Below are 19,661 nucleotides of genomic sequence, written 5' to 3' on the forward strand. Positions count from 1 at the left end.
TTGGCCGATATTCAGAAGCACTTGGCCGGTGCTCGTCGCTATCGATCTTTAGACTCTGGGCCTACCTTAATCAGCCACGGAGTCCGCCATGAGCTACCTCATCTCATTGGTCATCGGTCTGGGCGTCGGCTTGCTCTATGGCGCACTGGATTTTCGTTCCCCCGCACCACCGGCCATCGCGCTGGTAGGGCTGCTCGGCATGTTAGCCGGTGAGAAGGTGTGGCCAATGGGCCGGCAACTGGTCACTGGCTGGATCTCCTGAACCGTTTATTCATTCGAGGGAAACGCTCATGAAAGCACTGCAATTCGACAAGACCGGTGACCTCTCGGCCCTGCGCTACGTTGAGGTGTCCACCCCCGTCCCTGGCACCGATGAAGTGCTGGTCCAGATCAAGGCGGCCGGCCTCAACCCCAGCGATGTGAAGAATGTTCTGGGGCGCTTTCCTTACACCACACTGCCGCGGATTCCCGGTCGTGATTTCGCCGGTGTGGTCGTTGAAGGCCCGCAGGCGCTGATCGGTCAGGAAGTCTGGGGCACCGGTCGTGAACTGGGCTTTTTCGCCGACGGCTCGCACGCACAATTCGTCAAACTGCCGGCCAATGGCGTGGCGCAAAAGCCGACCCATCTGAGTTTTGCCCAGGCTGCCAGCCTCGGTGTGCCGTACACCACGGCGTGGGATGCTTTGGAGCGCAGTGGGGTGACGGCCGAAACCCGGTTGCTGGTGATCGGTGGCGGGGCGGTTGGCAGCGCGGCGCTGGCGCTGGCCAAGGTGCGTGGCGCTCAAGTACTGGCAGCGGCGCGGCGGCCCGAGCAGGTCAAGGATTTGCAGGCCCAGGGGTATCAGACGCTGCAACTGGATAAGCCCGAGGATCTCGGTGCGCAGGTGAACGCCGTGTATGCCGGCGGCGCCGATGTGATTTTCGACACCACCGGTTTCTGGCTCCCGGCCTCGGTCCCGGCGCTGGCCGCGTTCGGTCGCATCGCGATCATCGCCGCGCCGGTGGACGGCCTGGTGCAATTGCCGGCTCTGGCGCTGTATCGCAAGGGCGGCTCGGTGGTGGGGATCAATTCGTTGTTGTACGGCGTCCAGGCGTGTGCGGCGATGCTTGATCAGTTCGGCACGTTCTTCGATCAGGGCTTGTTGCCGTTGCCCGAGGGCTTGTTTGAATCGCCGTTGGAGGAAGGGCTGGCGCGGTATGCCGAGGTGAATCAGGGTGGTAGTGACAAGGTGATTTTGTTGCCATAACACAAACAATGTGGGAGCGAGCTTGCTCCGGGCGGCGTTCCGACGATGAGGCCATCACATTCAATATTTCCGTTGACTGTCATGCCCTCATCGCGAGCAAGCTCGCTCCCACAAGGTTTTGTATTGTCAGATCAGGTCTCGGGAACACCGTTCTCCCACGCCGACCAGTTCTTCAAAATCTCCTGCACCAACGGATTCCCCGTCCGGTACAGGTTCTCCAGCGCCGGTACAAACCCACCTTGATCCGCATACTTGAGCAGGTTATCCACCTCACTCTGGCCCGGCGCCGGCCGATCAAAATCAGAACCCGCACGCACCACCGCCAAACGCTGCACATCCACCAAACCTTCTCGACTCGCCCGCAGCAGCGCTTCATAAGTGGAGTTGTCTTCCTGCTGCGTCGTGCAGTACTCACCTTTGTTATCGGTCAGCAGTTTGGTCCAGACTTCGGCGCGCTCACCCAACCGCGTCCCGGAAAACCAGGTATTGCCCGCGAGCGTGTCGCACTGTGTCACCACCGGCGGCTGATTCGCTGGGGCAGACGGGTACTTCATCCGCCACGCGGCCGATTCCTTGCTCTCGCTCAATTGGACTTTGTGGCTGAGGGCAAACGCTTTGGCCTGCAATTTCGGATTGAGTTCGAAGACTTCGGTCTTGTAGTCCAGTGGCGGCTTTTCATTCGGGCCTTTGGTGTTGATGCCGATATAACCGGTCGGCCAGTCTGTCGGCGCGTCCCGGGAGTCCAGCTCCCATTGGGTGCCGAATTCCACCAGATAATGCGCCCAAGCGGTGGTGCCGATGGTCCCGTGTTTCGGGCTGATGCCGGCAATCCCGGCGATCAGAAAGTAACTTTTGCGCAGGTCGAATTTCGACGACAACGCCAGGGCCAGGGTCGACGCTGCGGCGTTGGTCTGGCCCATGCCGGTGACCATCAGGCACACCTGCTGACTGTTGCAGCGAACGGTCGGGTACTCGGCGGACAGCCCCGGCACTCGCACTTCCTGCTTGAGTTCCAGCCGATCGATCCAGTTTTGCGCCTCGGGGGCGAACATGGTGATCAACATCACTTTCGGCTGGATCGGCGCTTCAATCGCCCAGGCCGTTGAGGAGAGCAGGGCGGCACAGGCCAGGGAAAGACGCGTCATTGCATGCATAAAACCTCCTGATTCAAACAAGTCTTAAAACTGATAACCAACGCCGGCGTAGTAACCCCAGCCGTCGGAACGGGCGCGGAAGTTACCGTCGCCAAAATTCAACTCGCTGCCATCCTCCCAGTTGCCGCCGTTGTGGAAATAACGGCCGACCAGGGTGAAACGCAAGTGGGTGAACGAGTACAGCAAGACGTTGGTGGCGACGGTGGCGTTGGCGGTGCGAGCCGGGTTGTCCTTGTGCAGGTCCGAGCCGAAGTCGAAGTTGGTGAACCCGATGTAGGTCAGTGACGCGCCGTTGCTGAAACTGCTGATCGGCACGATGTATTTGAGTTGGGCGCGATAGCCGTCCCACGAATACTCGTTGCTGGCACCGTAGTTTTCCCACTGGTAGCGCCCATAGAAGTTGGCCGACAGATTGACCCGCGAATGGGTGTCGATGTCGGTGCCCAAACCGCTGTACAGCGTATTGGCACGGTTGGCGCTGTTACTGCCGTGGTCGTAGATCCAGTCGAAGGCGACGTACCATTCCTTGAACGGCCCGATGGCCAGGCTGCGGCCGGCGAGGTAGTCGATGGAGATTCGCGGTTCGTGCTCCATGAACACCGGCGAGCCGTGGTCCCACACGCCTTTGTCATGGCTGTTGCCGATGTCGAAGATTTTCGGGATGTCGATGTAGCCGTACAACTCGAAGGGCCCTTTGCGCCCGAAGTACTCGTATTCCAGGTAGATATCGTCGGCCGGTTGCGGGCCGAAACTGATGTCTTTGCTGCCGATGACGGTCAGGTCCTGATTGAACCAGTCCGAGAGGTACACGCCTTTTTTCGGTGGGCTGGCTTCGGGGCTGAGGCTTTCGCCTTGGGCGGATTCTTCGGCGGGAGCGGGTTGCGCCAAAACAGTGCTGCTGAGTAGTCCTGTAACGCTGGCCAGCAGCAAGGAAACAGCAAAAGTGCGCGAGCAAGTCACGCGGCTGGACGTGCGGTGCATTAAAAGTCCCTTTTCGTGCGGATCGAAAGCCCGCTTCTGCGGGCTTGCGCGGTTATGTAGCGAAAACGTCTGCATTAGCGACACGCAAACGTTTGCACAAGGCATACCAATTTTGCTGAAGGCGCGGAAAAGGTTAGGAAATGGAGGGTTTAACTGTCCCTTCGGTCAAGGATTTGCGGGGCCTCGGGGCGATGACGTTGATGTAGACTCTTCGGCACTGACTTCACGAGGTGTGTCCCCCCATGAGCGAACCGATTCGTCTGACCCAGTACAGCCACGGCGCAGGATGCGGTTGCAAGATTTCTCCCCAGGTGCTGGAGGTGATTCTGGCCGGCAGCGGGGCGCAGAACCTTGACCCGAAACTCTGGGTCGGCAACGCCTCGCGCGATGACGCGGCGGTGTATGCCATCGATGAAGAGCGCGGCGTGGTGTCGACCACCGACTTCTTTATGCCGATCGTCGACGATCCGTTCGATTTCGGCCGCATCGCCGCCACCAATGCCATCAGCGACATCTACGCCATGGGCGGCGATCCGTTGATGGCGATTGCGATCCTCGGCTGGCCGGTCAACGTACTGGCGCCGGAGATTGCCCGGGAAGTGATTCGCGGCGGGCGTTCGGTCTGCGATGAAGCCGGTATTCCGTTGGCCGGTGGGCATTCCATCGACGCGCCGGAGCCGATCTTCGGCCTCGCCGTGACCGGTCTGGTGGAAAAGCGCCATATGAAACGCAACGACACCGCCACCGCCGGTTGCCTGCTCTACCTCACCAAACCGCTGGGCATCGGCATCCTCACCACCGCCGAGAAGAAGGGCAAATTGCGCCATGCCGACATCGGTCTGGCTCGTGACTGGATGTGCACCCTGAACAAACCCGGCAGCCGTTTCGGCAAACTCGAGTGCGTCACCGCGATGACCGACGTCACCGGTTTCGGCCTGCTGGGGCATTTGGTGGAAATGGCCGACGGCAGCAACGTGACCGCTCGCATCGAGTACGACCGCGTGCCGCGTCTCCCGGGTGTCGAGTATTACCTCGACCAAGGCTGTGTGCCGGGCGGAACACTGCGCAACTTCGACAGCTACGCCAGCAAGCTTGGGCGTCTTCAGGAAATGCACAAACGCGTGCTCTGCGATCCGCAGACCAGCGGTGGCCTGCTGGTTGCGGTCACCCCGGAAGGCAACGAACACTTCCTCAAAGTAGCCGCCGAGTTGGGCCTGACCCTCGAGCCGATCGGTGAACTGATCGAGCGACAGACGAACGCGGTTGAGGTGTTTTGATGTCAATCGAATTCACCGATTACCGCGACATTTTCCTCAACGACCGACCGATGATGGATGCCCGTGCGCCGGTCGAATTTCTCAAAGGCTCATTCCCCGGCGTCATCAACCTGCCGCTGATGAATGACCATGAGCGGCAACGGGTCGGCACTTGTTACAAGCAACAAGGCCAGCAAGCGGCCATTACGCTGGGACACCAGTTGGTGTCCGGCGAGATAAAAGCCGAGCGTATCCAGGCCTGGGCCGATTTTGCCCGGGTTCATCCTGATGGGTATTTGTATTGTTTTCGCGGCGGTTTGCGTTCGCAGATCGTCCAGCAATGGCTCAAGGACGAGGCGGGCATCGACTATCCGCGAGTGAGTGGCGGCTACAAGGCCATGCGCACCTTCTTGCTCGACACGCTCGATCAGGCGGTTGCCCAGTGTGATTTCGTCTTGCTGGGCGGCATGACCGGGACCGGTAAAACCGAAGTGCTCACGCAGTTGCGCAACGGCCTGGACCTTGAAGGTCACGCCCATCATCGCGGCTCCAGTTTCGGTAAACGCGCGACTGGCCAACCCTCCAACATCGATTTTGAAAACCGCTTGGCGGTGGACGTGCTGAAGAAGCGCGCCCACGGCATCGAGCAGTTTGTACTGGAAGACGAGAGCCGTGCGATTGGCAGTTGTGCGCTGCCGTTGCCGCTGTTTCAGGGCATGCAACAGTTCCCGATGGTCTGGCTGGAAGACAGCCTGGAAGGGCGGGTCGAACGGATCCTGCGCGATTACGTGGTGGACTTGTGTGCCGAGTTCATCGGCGTGCATGGCGATGAAGGCTTCGCGCTATTTTCCGAGCGCTTGCTGGAGAGCCTGAACAATGTGCAGAAACGTCTGGGCGGTGAGCGCCATCGGCGGATGTTGATCTTGATGGAAGACGCGCTGGCGGAGCAGGCGAGCAGCGGCGCAGTGGACTTGCACCGGGGCTGGATCGAAGGGTTGCTTCGCGAGTATTACGACCCGATGTATGCGTTTCAGCGGGAGAAGAAAGGGGGGCGCATTGAATTCGCCGGGGAGCGGACTGCTGTCCTTGAGTACTTGCGAGCGCGTGTTATCCAGCGAGGGTGATGTTGTTTTTACCGGCCCCATCGCGAGCAAGCTCGCTCCCACATTGGATCTCGGTGATACACAAAATCTGTGTTCACTGAAAATCTAATGTGGGAGCGAGCTTGCTCCGGGCGGCGTTCCGACGATGGGGGGCTGACAGGCGCCAAATCTCTTAAAGCTTACGTCGGACAGGTCTCCCGCCCATTATCCAGACCTTGCTTGTAGGCGTGGCTCTGCACACTGGCCTTGCCGTTGTGCCAGGTCAGGGTGAGTACGTACAGCGAGTCGTAGTCGCTGGATTCCCAGTCGTCGGTGATGTTCTGTTTCTTGCCGACGGCTTCTCCAGCGACCTTGTTGATCAACTCCGGCAGGTAGCCGGAGGACCAGGCGGTATAGATGACCGAGTTGTGATACTTGTCGTGGAGCAATTCATCGGCCAGGTCGCTGGTGTCGTTGGCCGAAAAATTGATGTTCACCGGCAAACCAAGCTTGATCGCGCTGGGGCTGATGGTCATCAGGGGGCGGATGTAACTGTAGGAATTGTCTAGTTCGCCTTCTTCGACATTGCGTGTCGGGTTGGCGGCAAACACGTAGTTGGCCTTGCCGAATTTTTCCGGCAGCAAGGTGGCCAGGTCGATGGCACGGTTCAGGCCCTGGCAGTTGAGCTGGCCGAGGCCTCCTTCGGGTTTTTCCGCGTGGCGCAGGAACACCAGCGTCTGGGTGCCGTCCGCCGGTTGGGCGCGGCTTTCGCTGGACTCAAGGGACAGGAACAACGCGCTGACCGCCAACAGAGTGGGCAGGACAACATACGCGCGATGTTTGAAGCGTTTGGCGAATTTAAAAAGGTTCATCATTTGAATAGGTGATCTTCAGCGCATTCGGTTAAGGCTGACAAACCTTTACACCGCGAGCTCCCTGCTTCGGGTGTTTTCCATGTCGTTGGGCCGGTCCGTTTCCGAAAAGGCAATGCTCAGAGTCCTCTGAAGCCCATTTGGTTCGATCCGAGCGAGTGTGCAGCACTGTAGCGGCAACCTGAGATGGGTTGGAGCAGAGGTTATCGACAGGATGTTGCGGATTTATGGACACGGTACACGTGTCGGCGCCACTGACAGGCTGCGATCTTTTGATCTTGCTCATCAGCAATATTGATAACGCCAAAAGATCGCAGCCTTCGCCAGCCCCTACATTATGATCAGCGTCTACTTTTTTCCGTGTGGATGCTTCCCATGACCGATCTGTCCGCGTTCCCGATTACCCAAAAATGGCCGGCTCAATACCCCGAGTGGATCCAGCTTTACTCCTTGCCGACCCCCAACGGCGTCAAGGTGTCGATCATGCTCGAAGAGATCGGACTGCCCTACGAACCGCATCGTGTGGGCTTCGACACTAATGATCAGATGTCCCCCGAATTTCTGTCGCTGAACCCCAACAACAAGATCCCGGCAATCCTCGACCCCCACGGTCCGGGGGACCAACCCCTGGCGCTGTTCGAGTCCGGGGCGATTCTGATCTACCTGGCCGACAAGAGCGGGCAACTGCTGGCCCAGGAATCGGCGGCGCGATACGAGACTATTCAATGGCTGATGTTTCAGATGGGTGGCATCGGGCCGATGTTTGGCCAGCTCGGTTTTTTCAACAGATTTGCCGGCAAGGACTACGAGGACAAACGTCCCCGCGACCGCTACGTCGATGAAAGCAAACGCCTGCTTAATGTGCTCAACAACCGCCTGGAAGGGCGCGACTGGATCATGGGCGAGCGCTACACCATCGCGGACATCGCGACCTTCCCCTGGGTGCGTAACCTGATCGGCTTCTATGAGGCTGGCGAGCTGGTGGGCATCGAGGAATTCACGAACGTCACGCGAGTGCTGGAGCGCTTTCTGGCGCGGCCGGCGGTGATGCGCGGGCTGGAAATTCCCAAGTAAGACGCTTCGATTTGGACCTGCATCAGCGCAACCCTGAGTCTGTAGCGCTGAGCGTCGCGGCTAACTAACGGTTACTCGCCGCCAGTTTGATCCCGAACCCGACCAGCGCCATACCGGCGACGCGGGCCGCGATTTTTCGCGCCATGGGGATGGCTTTCAAACGACGGGCCGCAGCATTGCCCAGCAGCACCAGTAAACCCTGGTACAGCGCGCTGATGAACGAAACATGCAGCATCATCGCGACCAGGGTCAGGCTGGAGGCATCAGGGAGAATGAACAGCGGGAAAAACGCCAAAAAAAACAGAATGACCTTGGGGTTGGTCAGGCTCACCGCCAGGGCCGTGCGAAAGTAGACCCGGGGCGAACATTTCGGCTCCAGCCCCGTCGCGTCCCGAGTCGCTGGCGCGCGCAGCAATTGCACGCCGATCCAGCACAAGTACGCGGCGCCGAACCACTGCAGCATCTGGAACAGCAAGGGATTGGCTTGCATCACGGCCGCCAGACCGATGGCCGCCGCAATCATGTACGTCGCATCCCCCAGCAACGTGCCACCCACGGCGCCGAACCCGGCGCCCAGGCCATTGCGGGCGGTGGCGTTGAGAATGGCGAAGGTGCCTGGCCCTGGCATTAACTGGAAGATCAGAATCGCGGCAATGAAGCTGCCGTAGTTTTGGATATCAAACATGCTGCGTCACTCCCTGTGTTGGTTTTGCTCAATCCTGAGCGTTGTCTTTAGCCTACGCAACAAAGGCAGATTATTGCCGGGTCCGTAATAAAGTCTTCCACAATCGATGTTTGTGCGCCTGACCGGTCAGGGCATAAGCTTTGGCCCCTTCGACTTTCGTCTCGTCCTCCGTTTTTCAGGAAATCCTCATGTCCAGTCAGTTCCCCGAAGCACGTCCACGCCGTCTGCGCCGCAATGCGAGCCTGCGCAGCCTGTTCCAGGAAACCGAGTTCAGCTTGAACGATCTGGTGCTGCCGATTTTCGTCGAGGAAGAGATCGACGACTTCGTACCGATCAAAAGCATGCCCGGCGTGATGCGTATTCCAGAGTCGAAACTGGCGGGTGAGATCGAGCGTTATGCCCGGGCCGGGATCAAGTCGGTGATGACGTTCGGCGTGTCGCACCATTTGGACGGCAACGGCAGCGACACCTGGAGCGACAACGGTCTGGTGTCGCGCATGTCGCGCATCGCCAAGGACGCCGTGCCGGACATGATCGTGATGTCCGACACCTGCTTCTGTGAGTACACCGACCACGGCCATTGTGGCGTGCTGCACAACCATGAAGTCGACAACGACCAGACCCTGCTCAACCTCGGCAAACAAGCGGTGGCCGCGGCCCGTGCCGGCGCCGATGTGATCGCCCCGTCGGCGGCCATGGACGGGCAGGTTCAGGCCATTCGCCGGGCGCTCGATGAAGCAGGTTTCAGCCAGACCGCGATCATGGCCTATTCGACCAAGTTTGCCTCGGCGCTCTACGGTCCGTTCCGTGAAGCCGGCGGCAGCGCACTCAAGGGCGACCGCAAAAGCTATCAGATGAACCCGATGAACCGCCGCGAAGCCGTGCGCGAATCACTGATGGACGAGCAGGAAGGCGCCGACGCGCTAATGGTCAAACCGGCCGGCGCATACCTGGACATCATCCGCGACATCCGTGAAGCCTCGCGTTTGCCGCTGTCGGCGTATCAGGTGAGCGGCGAGTACGCGATGATCAAATTCGCCGCCCAGGCCGGGGCGATCGATGAGGATCGCGTGGTGCGTGAGAGTCTTGGCGCGATCAAGCGGGCCGGGGCGGATCTGATCTTTACCTACTTTGCGATGGACCTGGCGTTGGCCGGGATCTAAAAAACACCACAAAACCACTGTGGGAGCGAGCTTGGTCCGGGCGGCGTTCCGACGATAGCGGCGGCACATTCAAAGTTGATATGCCTGACAGTCCGCTATCGCGAGCAAGCTCGCTCCCACATTTGATTTGTGGTGGTCTCAGGATCCTCCAAAGTAGGGCCTGATCCCGTGATCCTGGAAGTACCGCTCGATCACCTTGGGGTCGGCAGAATTGTCGGCAATTGCCACATACGTATCCGGCCGCAACAGGTAAAACCCGTTACGCCCCAGGCCAGCCGCTTCAAACGCCGGCCGCCAGTAAAATACGTGCAATGGCAAATGATGTTCGTGGCACCAGGCGATCATTTCGTCACTGGTGTCGCCATACACATGCACCTGCCAGGTCGGACACTTCAGCGATTCGAAATTGTCCCCCTCACCATCGTGAGCCCAAGGCAGGCGGTCGCCACCGTGAACATGACCGGCAACGCCCGTACTCAACGGCATCCCGCGATAATTCAGGGTGATCTGCGACACCGTGCGAAACAGGAACTCGCGAGACGCCTCAAACGATGCCATTTTCGGAATCACGAACGGCGCCAGACGCGTGCGCAGCAAATCGGCCATGCGCCCTTCGGCCGTGACAAAACTGAACACCCGATCGGTGGTGGCGACCAGTTTACGGGCAAACGCGATGCGCTCGGTTTCATAGCTGTCGAGGAGTTTGGCCTCAGCGCCGCCGCTCAACACTGCCGCGAGTTTCCAGGCGAGGTTGATGGCATCGCCAATGCCGGTGTTCATGCCCTGTCCACCGGCGGGGCTGTGGACGTGGGCGGCGTCACCCAATAGAAACGCGCGCCCGGTGCGAAAATGATCCGCCACACGATGATGCACGCGGTAGGTCGAGAACCAGTTCAGTTGCTCGATCTTTACTTTCATATGCTTGATGGCCCGGCTGCTGACGTCTTCAAATTGCAGGGTGTCGACCTGGTCCGCGCGCTCGTCGCGTACGGTCCCGATCAGACGGGCGCGGCCTTCACCGGCCAAGGGAAACACCGCGAGAAAATCCGCTTCATCAAGATCCACGTGCAGTTCGCCGTTGAACGTCGGCCCGCTGGCCTGCACGTCGGCGACGTAGAAGATCTGCTGGTAAGTGCCGCCGGGAAATCCGGTGTCCAGAGTCTTGCGCACGATCGACCGCGCACCGTCACAACCTGCCAGATAGCAAGCCTGGCAGGTTTCCTCCTGACCATCGGCCAAACGCAGATAGGCGGTGATGCCGTCACCGGTTTCCATGAAACTTTCCAGCGCCGTGTTGCGCTCCACCTTGATGCCAAAGGCTTCGAGGCGGTCTATCAGCAGCCGTTCGTGTTCGTCCTGAGGATAAATTTCGAGGAACGCGTAAGGCGTCAGACCTTCGCCGATGCGGCTCAGCGGCAAGCGCGCCACGGGTTCGCCCTTGACCCAGAAGTTCGCCGCGGCCACTCGATGACCGTTCTGCACCACCGCATCGCTGAGGTCGAGCTGGCGATACAGCTCCAGCGTCCGCGCCTGGACAGCCAGCGCCCGCGAAGTGGTTCCGGGTGCCGACGTCTTGTCGATGATGCGCACTTGCACGCCAAGTTTGCTCAGCCACAGCGCCAACACCAGCCCGGTCGGGCCGGCGCCGATGATCAGTACGTCGCTACGGTTCATGAGCTGTCCTCCTCGGTGTGTGGCTCAAGTATGGTTCAGCCGAGATGGACGGGCAGGTTGTCTGCCAAACGGAAAAAGGCCCCGCGCTGCTATGGGGAACAGTGGGGGGCGGCGAGAGTCATAGCCTGCGCCATGCCATTGATCGTATGGTTAACCCGGCTCAACGGATTTGATGGAGCAACATGCAAGCCAATCGATTGATGATGAGCGTCGCCGCGCTGCTGGTGCTGGCGGGTTGCGGCACTCAGCGAACGCAGGAACTTCCTGCGCGCAAGCCTGCCGAGGTCAAGGCCGAGATCGTGCGCCTGCTGCCGGCCAAAACCACCGATCGCCAAGGCTGGGCCACGGACATTTACGCAGCATTTGCTGCCCAGAACATTTATCCATCCACCCAAAACCTGTGTTCGGTACTGGCGGTCACCGAGCAGGAGTCGACTTTTCAGGTGGACCCACCGGTACCGGGCCTGGGCAAAATCGCCCGCGAGGAGATCGACCGCCGTGCCGACAAAGTCCACATTCCCGGCCTGCTGGTGAGCGGTGCGCTGCAGGTGAGCTCATCCAACGGCAAAAGCTACAGCGACCGACTCAATGCGGCGCGCAGCGAAAAAGAGCTCAGTGCGATTTTCGATGACTTCATCGGCATGGTGCCCATGGGCCGGACGCTGTTCGGTGGCTTCAACCCGGTGCACACCGGTGGGCCGATGCAGGTCAGCATCGATTTCGCCGAGCAACAGGCGAAGGCATATCCGTACCCGGTGAATGGCTCGATCCGTCATGAAGTGTTCAGTCGTCGCGGCGGCCTGTACTTCGGTATCGCCCACTTGCTCGGTTATCCGGTGAGCTACAAACAACCGTTGTATCGCTTCGCCGATTTCAATGCCGGTTGGTACGCCAGTCGCAATGCCGCGTTTCAGAACGCGGCGAGTCGCGCGTCGGGCATACCGCTGGCGCTGGATGGTGACCTGGTCCGCTACGATTCGATCATGCCGGGCACCACGGAATTGGCGGTGCGCACCCTCGGCAAGCAACTGGGCATGCGCAATCCGTCCATTCGGGACCAATTGGAGGAGGGCAAAAACTTCGAGTTCGAAGACACCCAGCTCTATACGCGGGTTTTCGCCCTGGCCGAAAAGGCTGAAGGTCGGCCATTACCGCGTGCGGTGTTGCCAGGGATCGTGCTGCAAAGCCCGAAAATCACCCGCAAACTCACGACGGCGTGGTTTGCCAAGCGGGTCGATGAGCGTTATCAGCGCTGCATGGCGCGGGCCGGCAAGTGACCGAGCGCAAAAAACAGGCGTAAAAAAACCCGGCTGATAAGGCCGGGTTTTTCATTGAGTACCTCGGTAAAACCATTCATTTATGCAGCGCGGTTTTCGATCAGGCGATCCGAGCCACCTTCGGCAACGCGGTTTTCGATCAGGCGATCCGAGCCACCTTCGGCAACGCGGTTTTCGATCAGGCGATCCGAGCCACCTTCGGCAACGCGGTTTTCGATCAGACGATCCGAACCACCTTCAGCGACGCGGTTTTCGATCAGGCGATCCGAACCACCTTCAGCGACGCGGTTTTCGATCAGGCGATCCGAGCCACCTTCGGCAACGCGGTTTTCGATCAGACGATCCGAGCCACCTTCAGCGACGCGGTTTTCGATCAGACGGTCGGAACCACCTTCGGCCACACGACTTTCAATCAGACGATCCGAGCCGCCTTCAGCGACAACCGGGTGAGCAGAGGTAGCGGCGAAAGCGTTAACTGCAAAAACCGAGAAAGCGATGCTGAGGATAGTTTGGCGTTTCATGATGGTGTGCTCCGGGGTGTAGTTGTTGGGTATGGAGCCGATGTTACGCCGCGGATTTTTTATGAGAACTTCATTGAGGTGATGGTGAACATCGACGGCAATGATAGGACGAACGATACCCCCCGCGTAGGCGTGATGCTTCAGTCGTCGGGTGGCCGCGGTAGGGGCGAGCGACGCTTCTACTCTGGATAGCTGGCGGGTGCCTTTGCCTTTGAGGAGTCGATCATGAATGCCAGTTCCTACCAACAAGGCGCCAGCGGTGCGCAAGTGTTTGCGGCAGGGACGTGGGGCGGGGAATGCCCACTCGATTGTCACGACGATGGAGTTGATCGCGGCGTTCGGCTGATTGCGGTCAGATGACTTTCACCGCCCGACCGATGAATTGAATCGGCCCGGTTGGCTTGCCGATCGGCGAGCCATTGGGATTTTCCAGGGTCAGTTCAAACAGCTGGTTAGGTTGCAGTGGCGGCAGTTTGTCGAGCGGGATGGACAGTGTCTGTCCCGGTTTGACCAACCCCAGTGACACCGGCCCTTGCCAGCCATCGGCCTTGGTCCAGAACTCGAGTGCCTTGTCGGCCGGAACCTCAAAGATACCCAGCGGGATCAGCTGGATTTCCCTCGGATTGCTGGCCTGAATCACCCAGCCGGGCGCTTTGTCTTGTGGACCGACCAACACCACCAGATAGGTAGGCTTGACGGTGGTTTGCGTCAGCATCAACGCACCGAGCAGCAACGTGGCGACCAGTCCCGCAGCGGCGAGCCCGCGCCAGAGAGGCAACAGATTCCACCAGGATAAAGACTGAGCCGCGATTAGCGAAGATTGCCGACTCACGCTGTTCACGCTGCGCTCGATGCGCTGCCAAAGGTGTGGTGACGGCGGGTGAGGTCCGGCCAGATCGGCCAGGCCGAGCAGGCGACGCTCCCAGGCGTCCACGGCTGCCCGTAACTCAGGTTCGTCACACAGGCGCTGCTGGACCTGGGTGCGAAGTTCTGCCGACAGTGTGCCCAACACATATTCGCTGGCCAGTTCGTCGAGTTCTTCCGGAGTTTCATTCGTCGGTTTGCTGATCATCCCATGCACTCCCGCAATGCCGTCAGGCTCCGCTTTATCCAGGCTTTGACGGTGCCCAGCGGGGTGCCGAGTTTGTGTGAGATTTCAGCTTGAGAGTACCCGTCGACGTATGCATGCAGGATACAGACGCGCCTTGCAGGGTCCAGTTGTTCCAGGCAGTGATGAATGCGCCCCGAATGAGCCTCAGCATCGAGTGTTGCGGTGTCCTCCACCTCATCGAAATCGCCTTGAATCTCGCGGCTGTTGTCACGGATGAAGTTCAGTGCCAGATGCCGCGTCAAACTGAACATCCAGCCCCGCGCCGAGCCTCGCGCCGGGTCGAACTGTGCGGCGCCATTCCATATCTTGATGAAGGCATCGTGGACGATGTCTTCCGCCAGGGCAGTGTCACGCACCAGGCGTTTGGCAACGCCCAGCAGGCGCGGACTCTCCTGCACATACAAATCACGCAGGGCCTGACGTTCACCGCGGGCGCAGGCTGCGATGTGGGCTTCGTAATCGAAAAGAGTTTCGGGCAAGGACACTGATCTCAGCCGTCAATAATGGGCAGCAGCCCCGGGCCATAGGACCGGGGCATGTGCGGAGCAGCGTAGACCAATTCCCGCAGGACTGGTTTCAGTTGGCCGCCCAGAAAATATAATCCGCCTGGTACTTCACCACTTCTTGCTTGCCCTTATTGGCCGCCGAGCATTCAACGCTCGGGGCCACGCCACCTTTGAGGGCTACGCGCTGTATGTAGCTGACGCCCGTCATCGCGCCTTTGCCTTCAGCCGGATTGGCCTTGACCAATTGATAGGGCAGGTTGCCCGGGCTCGAAGGTGCGACAGCCAACTGGGTGCCGGTGACTTTCGAGCCATCCTTCGCTTGCCAGGTGGCAGGTGGCCCGAAATAGGTGCCGACCTGGTTGCCGCTGCGATCATTGAGTACCGCTTTGGGCCCGACAAAGAACCATTCTGTCTGGCCGGCGGCATTGACCTTGTCACGGCATTCGTAAGTAATCTCACCGACCCCGGTGGTTTCCAAGGCGACCTTGTGCCCGTCCGGGACCTTGATGCTGTCGGGCAGACCCGTCTGGGCGTAAACCATAGGGCCAGCGACGAACAAACCGGCAAGGCAAATCAGCTGTTTGGCGTTCATAATTAGCTCTCCGTAAATGAGTAATCTGCTCGGCAGCCTCAGGGGCTGCTACAGGTACTACCCATCGGAAAGCGATTTGGATGCAGTGGCATAAAAAGAAATTTTCCAGCATGGTCAGAGTCAGCTGCTACAAAGAGACAATCGTAAAAGGGGGGTGCTTATGTACCAGCTCTACGGACACCAGAACTCCGGCGCAGCCGCGATTGAAGCCGCACTCGAGCTCTGCGAAATCCCTTATCGCTTCATCGACGTTGAATCATCTCCGGAAGCAGCCAAGGCCCTGGAGAAACTCAACCCGCTCAAGCAGATTCCAACATTGCAACTGCCCGACGACAGCATTCTCACCGAGAGCGCGGCGATTCTGATTCACCTGGGACTCACGTTCCCCAAATCAAACCTGCTGCCGAAAAACACCGCCGCGCGGGATCAGGCCATTCGCGGCCTGGTGTACATCGTCAGCAATTGCTATTCGGCGATTGGCATCATCGATTACCCCGAACGCTGGTTGGCCGAGGCGGATGAATCGTCCAGGCAAAACCTCATGGCCGGCGCCCGCGCGCGACTGCACAGGAGTTGGGAGGTGTTTGCCGATCAGTTTTCGGGCGATTTGTATCTGGGTGATGAGACGCCGGGGGCGCTGGATGTGCTGGCGGCGGTGGTTTCCAGATGGGCGGGCAGCCGGGAGCATTTACGCAGTGCAAGGCCCGGGTTTTTCGCTTGGCTGACGCGCATCGACCGGCACCCGACATTGGCACCGGTCTTCGCGCGGCATTGGCCGGACTGATCTATTCGCCGCGGATGTACTGCTCCAACTGGCGAATCAGCTCAGCCTGTTCGGCGATGGCCTCCTTGACCAGATCGCCGATCGACAGCAAGCCGATCAATGTGCCGTTTTCCACCACCGGCAAGTGGCGCAGGCGTTTGTCGGACATGATGCCCATGCAGGTTTCGACGGTTTGATGGGTGTCCACGGTGATCACCGGCGACACCATGATGTCTTCGACCGGCGTACCGACGGAGGAGCGGCCCTTGAGCACGAGTTTACGCGCATAGTCACGCTCGCTGATGATGCCGACGACCTCGCCATTCCTCAAGACCGGCAAGGCGCCGACGTTTTTGGCGGCCATGACCATCAGCGCTTCCAGCACCATTTGATGCGGCGCAATGGTGTGGACCTCATGGTTCTGTTCAGCCTTTAACTTCAGCAGTTGGGCGACGGTTTTCATGGCAGTTTCTCAGGTGTTGTCGTTGTCCTTGAAGAATCGTAGACACGGGCGCTGAGGGCAAGGCAGAAAACGGCAGATAACGCGCAAAAAACGCCATTCAGCGGTTTTTCTTTCGAATATCTCCGTAGCAGGTCGATAAACACCTGCAATCTGGCAGCGACTTCAAGAGCCACCCCTCACCCCAGCCCTCTCCCCACAGGGGAGAGGGGGAAAGGGAGCCGATCTTCACCTTGAGTTCAACTCGGTAATTCAGGTCTATGTAGCTCTAAGAACACCTCGGTCAGTCCCCTCTACCCCGTGGGGAGAGGGTTAGGGTGAGGGGTGGTTCTAAAGGCTGCCAAATCCATAAGCCTCCACGCTATCCCCCGCAATGACGCGTAGAATTGCGACCTGAATCAAATGTGAGGTTGCAGTGGTGGATTTACAGCGGGGCTTCGTCCTGACCCGGCATTGGCGCGATACCCCGGCCGGTACGGAAGTCGAGTTCTGGCTGGCGACCGATACCGGTCCCCAGCGGATCCGCCTGCCTCATCAACCGTCGGTGGCGTTCATCCCCGCCGTTCAGCGCGAGCAGGCCGAGCGTGTGCTGCAAGGCGAGAAAAACGTCGAGCTAAAACCCTTGGCATTGCTGGATTTCGAGCACCGCCCGGTGCTCGGTCTGTATTGCCAGCAGCACGGTCAGTTGATACGCCTGGAAACCGCGCTGCGCAAGGCCGGTATTGACATGTTCGAAGCCGACGTGCGCCCCCCGGAACGCTACATGATGGAGCGTTTCATCACCGCGCCGGTCTGGTTCAGTGGCACGCCGAATGCCGAGGGCCTGCTACTCGATGCGCAGATGAAACCCGACCCCGACTATCGCCCGAGCCTCAGGCTGGTCTCCCTGGACATCGAAACCACCGCTCAGGGCGAGCTGTACTCCATCGCGCTGGAAGGCTGTGGCGAGCGCCAGGTCTACATGCTCGGCCCGCCCAATGGCGACGACAGCGAGGTGGATTTCCAGCTCGAATACTGCGATTCCCGAACCCTATTGCTGAAAAAACTCAACGAATGGTTCGCCCGCCATGACCCCGACGCGATCATCGGCTGGAACGTCGTGCAATTCGACCTGCGCGTGCTCCACGAACACGCCCGGCGCCTGGCGGTGCCGCTGAAACTGGGGCGTGGCGGCGAAGAAATGCAGTGGCGCGAACACGGTAGCCGCAACCATTACTTCGCCTCGGCCGCCGGCCGGCTGATCATCGACGGCATCGAATCCCTGCGCTCGGCGACCTGGAGTTTCCCCTCGTTCAGCCTGGAAAACGTCGCGCAAACCCTGCTTGGCGAGGGCAAGTCGATCGACAATCCGTACCAGCGCATGGACGAAATCAACCGCATGTTCGCCGAGGACAAACCGGCCCTGGCCACGTACAACCTCAAGGACTGCGAGCTGGTGACGCGGATTTTCGCCAAGACCGAGCTGCTGACCTTTCTGCTGGAACGGGCCAGCGTCACCGGTTTGCCGGCGGATCGCAGCGGCGGCTCGGTGGCGGCGTTCACGCACCTTTACATGCCGCTGATGCACCGCCAGGGTTTCGTCGCACCGAACCTTGGGAACAAGCCTGCGCAGGCCAGCCCCGGCGGTTTTGTCATGGACTCGCAACCGGGCCTGTACGAGTCGGTGTTGGTGCTCGACTACAAAAGCCTCTATCCGTCGATCATCCGTACCTTTCTCATCGATCCGGTGGGCTTGATCGAGGGGCTTAAACATCCCGATGACTGCGAGTCGGTCCCAGGCTTTCGCGGCGCGCGTTTTTCCAGAATCCGGCATTGCCTGCCCGCCATCGTCGCCCGAGTCGCCGAAGGTCGCGAAACCGCCAAGCGCGAACACAATGCGCCGCTGTCCCAGGCCCTGAAAATCATCATGAACGCCTTTTACGGCGTGCTCGGTTCCAGCGGTTGCCGTTTCTTCGATACACGCCTGGCATCGTCCATCACCCTGCGCGGCCACGAGATCATGCTGCGCACCCGACAACTGATCGAAGCCCAGGGCCACACGGTGATTTACGGCGACACCGACTCGACCTTCGTCTGGCTGCGCCGTGCCCATGGTCAACAAGAAGCAGCACAGATCGGCCACGCGCTGGTGGATCACGTCAACCAGTGGTGGCGCGAGCATGTGCAGCAGGAATACGGTCTGGAAAGTGCCCTGGAGTTGCAGTTCGAAACCCACTACAAGCGCTTTCTGATGCCGACCATTCGCGGCGCCGAGGAGGGCAGCAAGAAGCGCTATGCCGGGCTTGTGACCCGCGCCGATGGCACCGACGAAATGGTCTACAAAGGCCTGGAAACCGTGCGCACCGACTGGTCGCCGCTGGCCCGGCAATTCCAGCAGGAGCTGTACCTGCGCATTTTCAATCGCAAACCCTATCAGGATTATGTGCGCGACTACGTGCGCAAGACGTTGGCGGGGGAGTTCGACGATCGCCTGATCTATCGCAAGCGCCTGCGCCGCACCCTCGATGACTATCAGCGCAACGTGCCGCCTCACGTGCGGGCCGCGCGGATGGCCGATGAGTACAACGACCAGCAGGGCCGTCCGCGGCAATACCAGAACGGTGGCTGGATCAGTTACGTGATCACCGTCGCCGGGCCCGAGCCGCTGGAAATCCGCAGCGCGCCCATCGACTACGACCACTACGTCACCCGGCAACTGCAACCGGTGGCGGACGCCATTCTGCCCTTCGTGGACGACGACTTTTCAACCTTGATTGGTGGGCAGTTGGGCCTGTTTTGAGTCGAGCAGCAACAACGTCCAGTCATCCAGGATGCCGTGGAAATACTGGTCAAGTGCTCGATGAAAGTCGCTGTTAGTGCCGGCAACCTGGGCGAACAGCGTCATGGAGGAGTGAAACTTGAGATCGTCGGGATGGCCGAATATGCCGGCAATCGAGCTGTTTTCGATGTTCAGCACCAATTGCGTGCAGGTGCGCAACCGTGAACCCAGCAGCGGATGATTGAGGTACGCCGCGGCTTCCTCTTTGGAACGAATGGCAAAGTGGCGGGACATCTCGCTGCCGCCTAATCCTGAGAGTTGCGGAAAGATGAACCACATCCAGTGACTGCGCTTGTGACCGGCGTTCAGCTCGGCCTGGACCCGTTTGAACACCGGGTCCTGTGCCTGGATAAAGCGTTGCAGATTAAAGGAATCGTCCTGATCAGTGCTTCTCATGCCGAAGCCCTCTGACAGACTGCGATGGC

At 59.7% G+C, this 19,661-nt stretch carries 21 protein-coding genes; 10 read left to right on the forward strand and 11 right to left on the reverse strand.

Going from position 1 to position 19,661, the window contains the following annotated elements:
- The first annotated feature begins 88 nt into the window (after positions 1 to 88).
- Together ACA056_RS09100 and ACA056_RS09105 are read left to right on the forward strand one after the other, a co-directional pair.
- Complete coding sequence (locus ACA056_RS09100) at positions 89 to 262, forward strand: DUF1427 family protein (RefSeq protein ID WP_080932063.1); 174 nt, start codon at positions 89 to 91, stop codon at positions 260 to 262.
- 28 nt (positions 263 to 290) lie between these two features.
- On the forward strand, positions 291 to 1,247 hold the full coding sequence (locus ACA056_RS09105) for a quinone oxidoreductase family protein (protein WP_497272063.1): 957 nt from the start codon (positions 291 to 293) through the stop codon (positions 1,245 to 1,247).
- Between the two features lie 131 nt (positions 1,248 to 1,378).
- On the opposite strand, the gene ACA056_RS09110 is transcribed toward ACA056_RS09105, so the two are convergent.
- Both ACA056_RS09110 and ACA056_RS09115 read right to left on the reverse strand, forming a co-directional pair.
- The gene (locus tag ACA056_RS09110) at positions 1,379 to 2,401 is read right to left on the reverse strand and encodes a purine-nucleoside phosphorylase (protein ID WP_497272065.1); all 1,023 of its coding nucleotides are present in this window, start codon (positions 2,399 to 2,401) and stop codon (positions 1,379 to 1,381) included.
- Between the two features lie 24 nt (positions 2,402 to 2,425).
- Positions 2,426 to 3,382, reverse strand: coding sequence for a nucleoside-specific channel-forming protein Tsx (locus ACA056_RS09115; protein WP_111452431.1), 957 nt, complete (start codon positions 3,380 to 3,382; stop codon positions 2,426 to 2,428).
- Between the two features lie 242 nt (positions 3,383 to 3,624).
- Between ACA056_RS09115 and selD the strand changes: the two genes are divergently transcribed.
- Together selD and mnmH are read left to right on the forward strand one after the other, a co-directional pair.
- Complete coding sequence (selD, locus tag ACA056_RS09120; protein ID WP_033057379.1) at positions 3,625 to 4,659, forward strand: selenide, water dikinase SelD; 1,035 nt, start codon at positions 3,625 to 3,627, stop codon at positions 4,657 to 4,659.
- Positions 4,659 to 5,762 (forward strand): tRNA 2-selenouridine(34) synthase MnmH, encoded by a 1,104-nt coding sequence (gene mnmH / locus ACA056_RS09125; RefSeq protein ID WP_497272068.1) that lies wholly within the window; start codon positions 4,659 to 4,661, stop codon positions 5,760 to 5,762. The genes selD and mnmH overlap by 1 nt, the downstream gene beginning before the upstream one ends.
- A gap of 158 nt (positions 5,763 to 5,920) precedes the next feature.
- Here mnmH and ACA056_RS09130 read toward each other — a convergent pair whose 3' ends face one another.
- Entirely contained in the window at positions 5,921 to 6,595 is a 675-nt protein-coding gene (locus ACA056_RS09130; RefSeq protein WP_497272070.1) for a histidine phosphatase family protein, read from the reverse strand.
- A 372-nt stretch (positions 6,596 to 6,967) separates the two neighbouring features.
- On the opposite strand from ACA056_RS09130, the gene ACA056_RS09135 reads away from it, so the two are divergent.
- Entirely contained in the window at positions 6,968 to 7,666 is a 699-nt protein-coding gene (locus ACA056_RS09135; RefSeq protein WP_497272072.1) for a glutathione binding-like protein, read from the forward strand.
- A gap of 64 nt (positions 7,667 to 7,730) precedes the next feature.
- On the opposite strand, the gene ACA056_RS09140 is transcribed toward ACA056_RS09135, so the two are convergent.
- Positions 7,731 to 8,351, reverse strand: a complete 621-nt coding sequence (locus ACA056_RS09140; protein WP_497272074.1) for a LysE family translocator — start codon at positions 8,349 to 8,351, stop codon at positions 7,731 to 7,733.
- Between the two features lie 188 nt (positions 8,352 to 8,539).
- On the opposite strand from ACA056_RS09140, the gene hemB reads away from it, so the two are divergent.
- Positions 8,540 to 9,514: a porphobilinogen synthase gene (gene hemB, locus ACA056_RS09145; RefSeq protein ID WP_497272076.1), complete on the forward strand. Its 975-nt coding sequence runs from the start codon at positions 8,540 to 8,542 to the stop codon at positions 9,512 to 9,514.
- 138 nt (positions 9,515 to 9,652) lie between these two features.
- Here the strand turns inward: hemB and ACA056_RS09150 are convergent, their stop codons facing one another.
- Positions 9,653 to 11,188, reverse strand: coding sequence for an FAD-dependent oxidoreductase (locus tag ACA056_RS09150; protein WP_497272078.1), 1,536 nt, complete (start codon positions 11,186 to 11,188; stop codon positions 9,653 to 9,655).
- 182 nt (positions 11,189 to 11,370) lie between these two features.
- On the opposite strand from ACA056_RS09150, the gene ACA056_RS09155 reads away from it, so the two are divergent.
- Complete coding sequence (locus ACA056_RS09155; protein ID WP_497272080.1) at positions 11,371 to 12,465, forward strand: DUF1615 domain-containing protein; 1,095 nt, start codon at positions 11,371 to 11,373, stop codon at positions 12,463 to 12,465.
- An 80-nt stretch (positions 12,466 to 12,545) separates the two neighbouring features.
- Here the strand turns inward: ACA056_RS09155 and ACA056_RS09160 are convergent, their stop codons facing one another.
- Positions 12,546 to 12,986, reverse strand: coding sequence for a phage infection protein (locus ACA056_RS09160; RefSeq protein WP_497272082.1), 441 nt, complete (start codon positions 12,984 to 12,986; stop codon positions 12,546 to 12,548).
- Positions 12,987 to 13,211: 225 nt separating this feature from the next.
- Between ACA056_RS09160 and ACA056_RS09165 the strand changes: the two genes are divergently transcribed.
- A complete protein-coding gene (locus ACA056_RS09165; RefSeq protein ID WP_497272084.1) occupies positions 13,212 to 13,346 on the forward strand; it encodes a hypothetical protein in 135 nt (44 codons plus the stop codon).
- Here ACA056_RS09165 and ACA056_RS09170 read toward each other — a convergent pair.
- The 3 genes from ACA056_RS09170 to ACA056_RS09180 all read right to left on the reverse strand — a co-directional run bounded on the left by ACA056_RS09170 (position 13,339) and on the right by ACA056_RS09180 (position 15,195).
- Positions 13,339 to 14,058 carry an anti-sigma factor gene (locus ACA056_RS09170; RefSeq protein ID WP_497272086.1) on the reverse strand — a complete coding sequence of 240 codons (720 nt, stop codon included), beginning with the start codon at positions 14,056 to 14,058 and terminating at the stop codon, positions 13,339 to 13,341. The two genes, ACA056_RS09165 and ACA056_RS09170, sit on opposite strands and share 8 nt — an antisense overlap.
- Positions 14,055 to 14,576 carry a sigma-70 family RNA polymerase sigma factor gene (locus ACA056_RS09175; protein WP_497272088.1) on the reverse strand — a complete coding sequence of 174 codons (522 nt, stop codon included), beginning with the start codon at positions 14,574 to 14,576 and terminating at the stop codon, positions 14,055 to 14,057. Before ACA056_RS09175 ends, ACA056_RS09170 begins: the two co-directional genes overlap by 4 nt.
- 97 nt (positions 14,577 to 14,673) lie before the next feature.
- Positions 14,674 to 15,195: a DUF3455 domain-containing protein gene (locus ACA056_RS09180; RefSeq protein ID WP_497272090.1), complete on the reverse strand. Its 522-nt coding sequence runs from the start codon at positions 15,193 to 15,195 to the stop codon at positions 14,674 to 14,676.
- 160 nt (positions 15,196 to 15,355) lie between these two features.
- Between ACA056_RS09180 and ACA056_RS09185 the strand changes: the two genes are divergently transcribed.
- Positions 15,356 to 15,979 carry a glutathione S-transferase gene (locus ACA056_RS09185; protein WP_497272092.1) on the forward strand — a complete coding sequence of 208 codons (624 nt, stop codon included), beginning with the start codon at positions 15,356 to 15,358 and terminating at the stop codon, positions 15,977 to 15,979.
- Position 15,980: 1 nt separating this feature from the next.
- Here ACA056_RS09185 and ACA056_RS09190 read toward each other — a convergent pair whose 3' ends face one another.
- Positions 15,981 to 16,421 carry a CBS domain-containing protein gene (locus ACA056_RS09190; RefSeq protein ID WP_111452421.1) on the reverse strand — a complete coding sequence of 147 codons (441 nt, stop codon included), beginning with the start codon at positions 16,419 to 16,421 and terminating at the stop codon, positions 15,981 to 15,983.
- A gap of 415 nt (positions 16,422 to 16,836) precedes the next feature.
- Between ACA056_RS09190 and ACA056_RS09195 the strand changes: the two genes are divergently transcribed.
- Positions 16,837 to 19,197: a DNA polymerase II gene (locus ACA056_RS09195; protein WP_497272094.1), complete on the forward strand. Its 2,361-nt coding sequence runs from the start codon at positions 16,837 to 16,839 to the stop codon at positions 19,195 to 19,197.
- Here the strand turns inward: ACA056_RS09195 and ACA056_RS09200 are convergent.
- Positions 19,162 to 19,632 carry a DUF1810 domain-containing protein gene (locus tag ACA056_RS09200; RefSeq protein WP_497272096.1) on the reverse strand — a complete coding sequence of 157 codons (471 nt, stop codon included), beginning with the start codon at positions 19,630 to 19,632 and terminating at the stop codon, positions 19,162 to 19,164. The two genes, ACA056_RS09195 and ACA056_RS09200, sit on opposite strands and share 36 nt — an antisense overlap.
- Between the last annotated feature and the right edge of the window lie 29 nt (positions 19,633 to 19,661).

The organism is Pseudomonas sp. LBUM1666 (assembly GCF_059695775.1).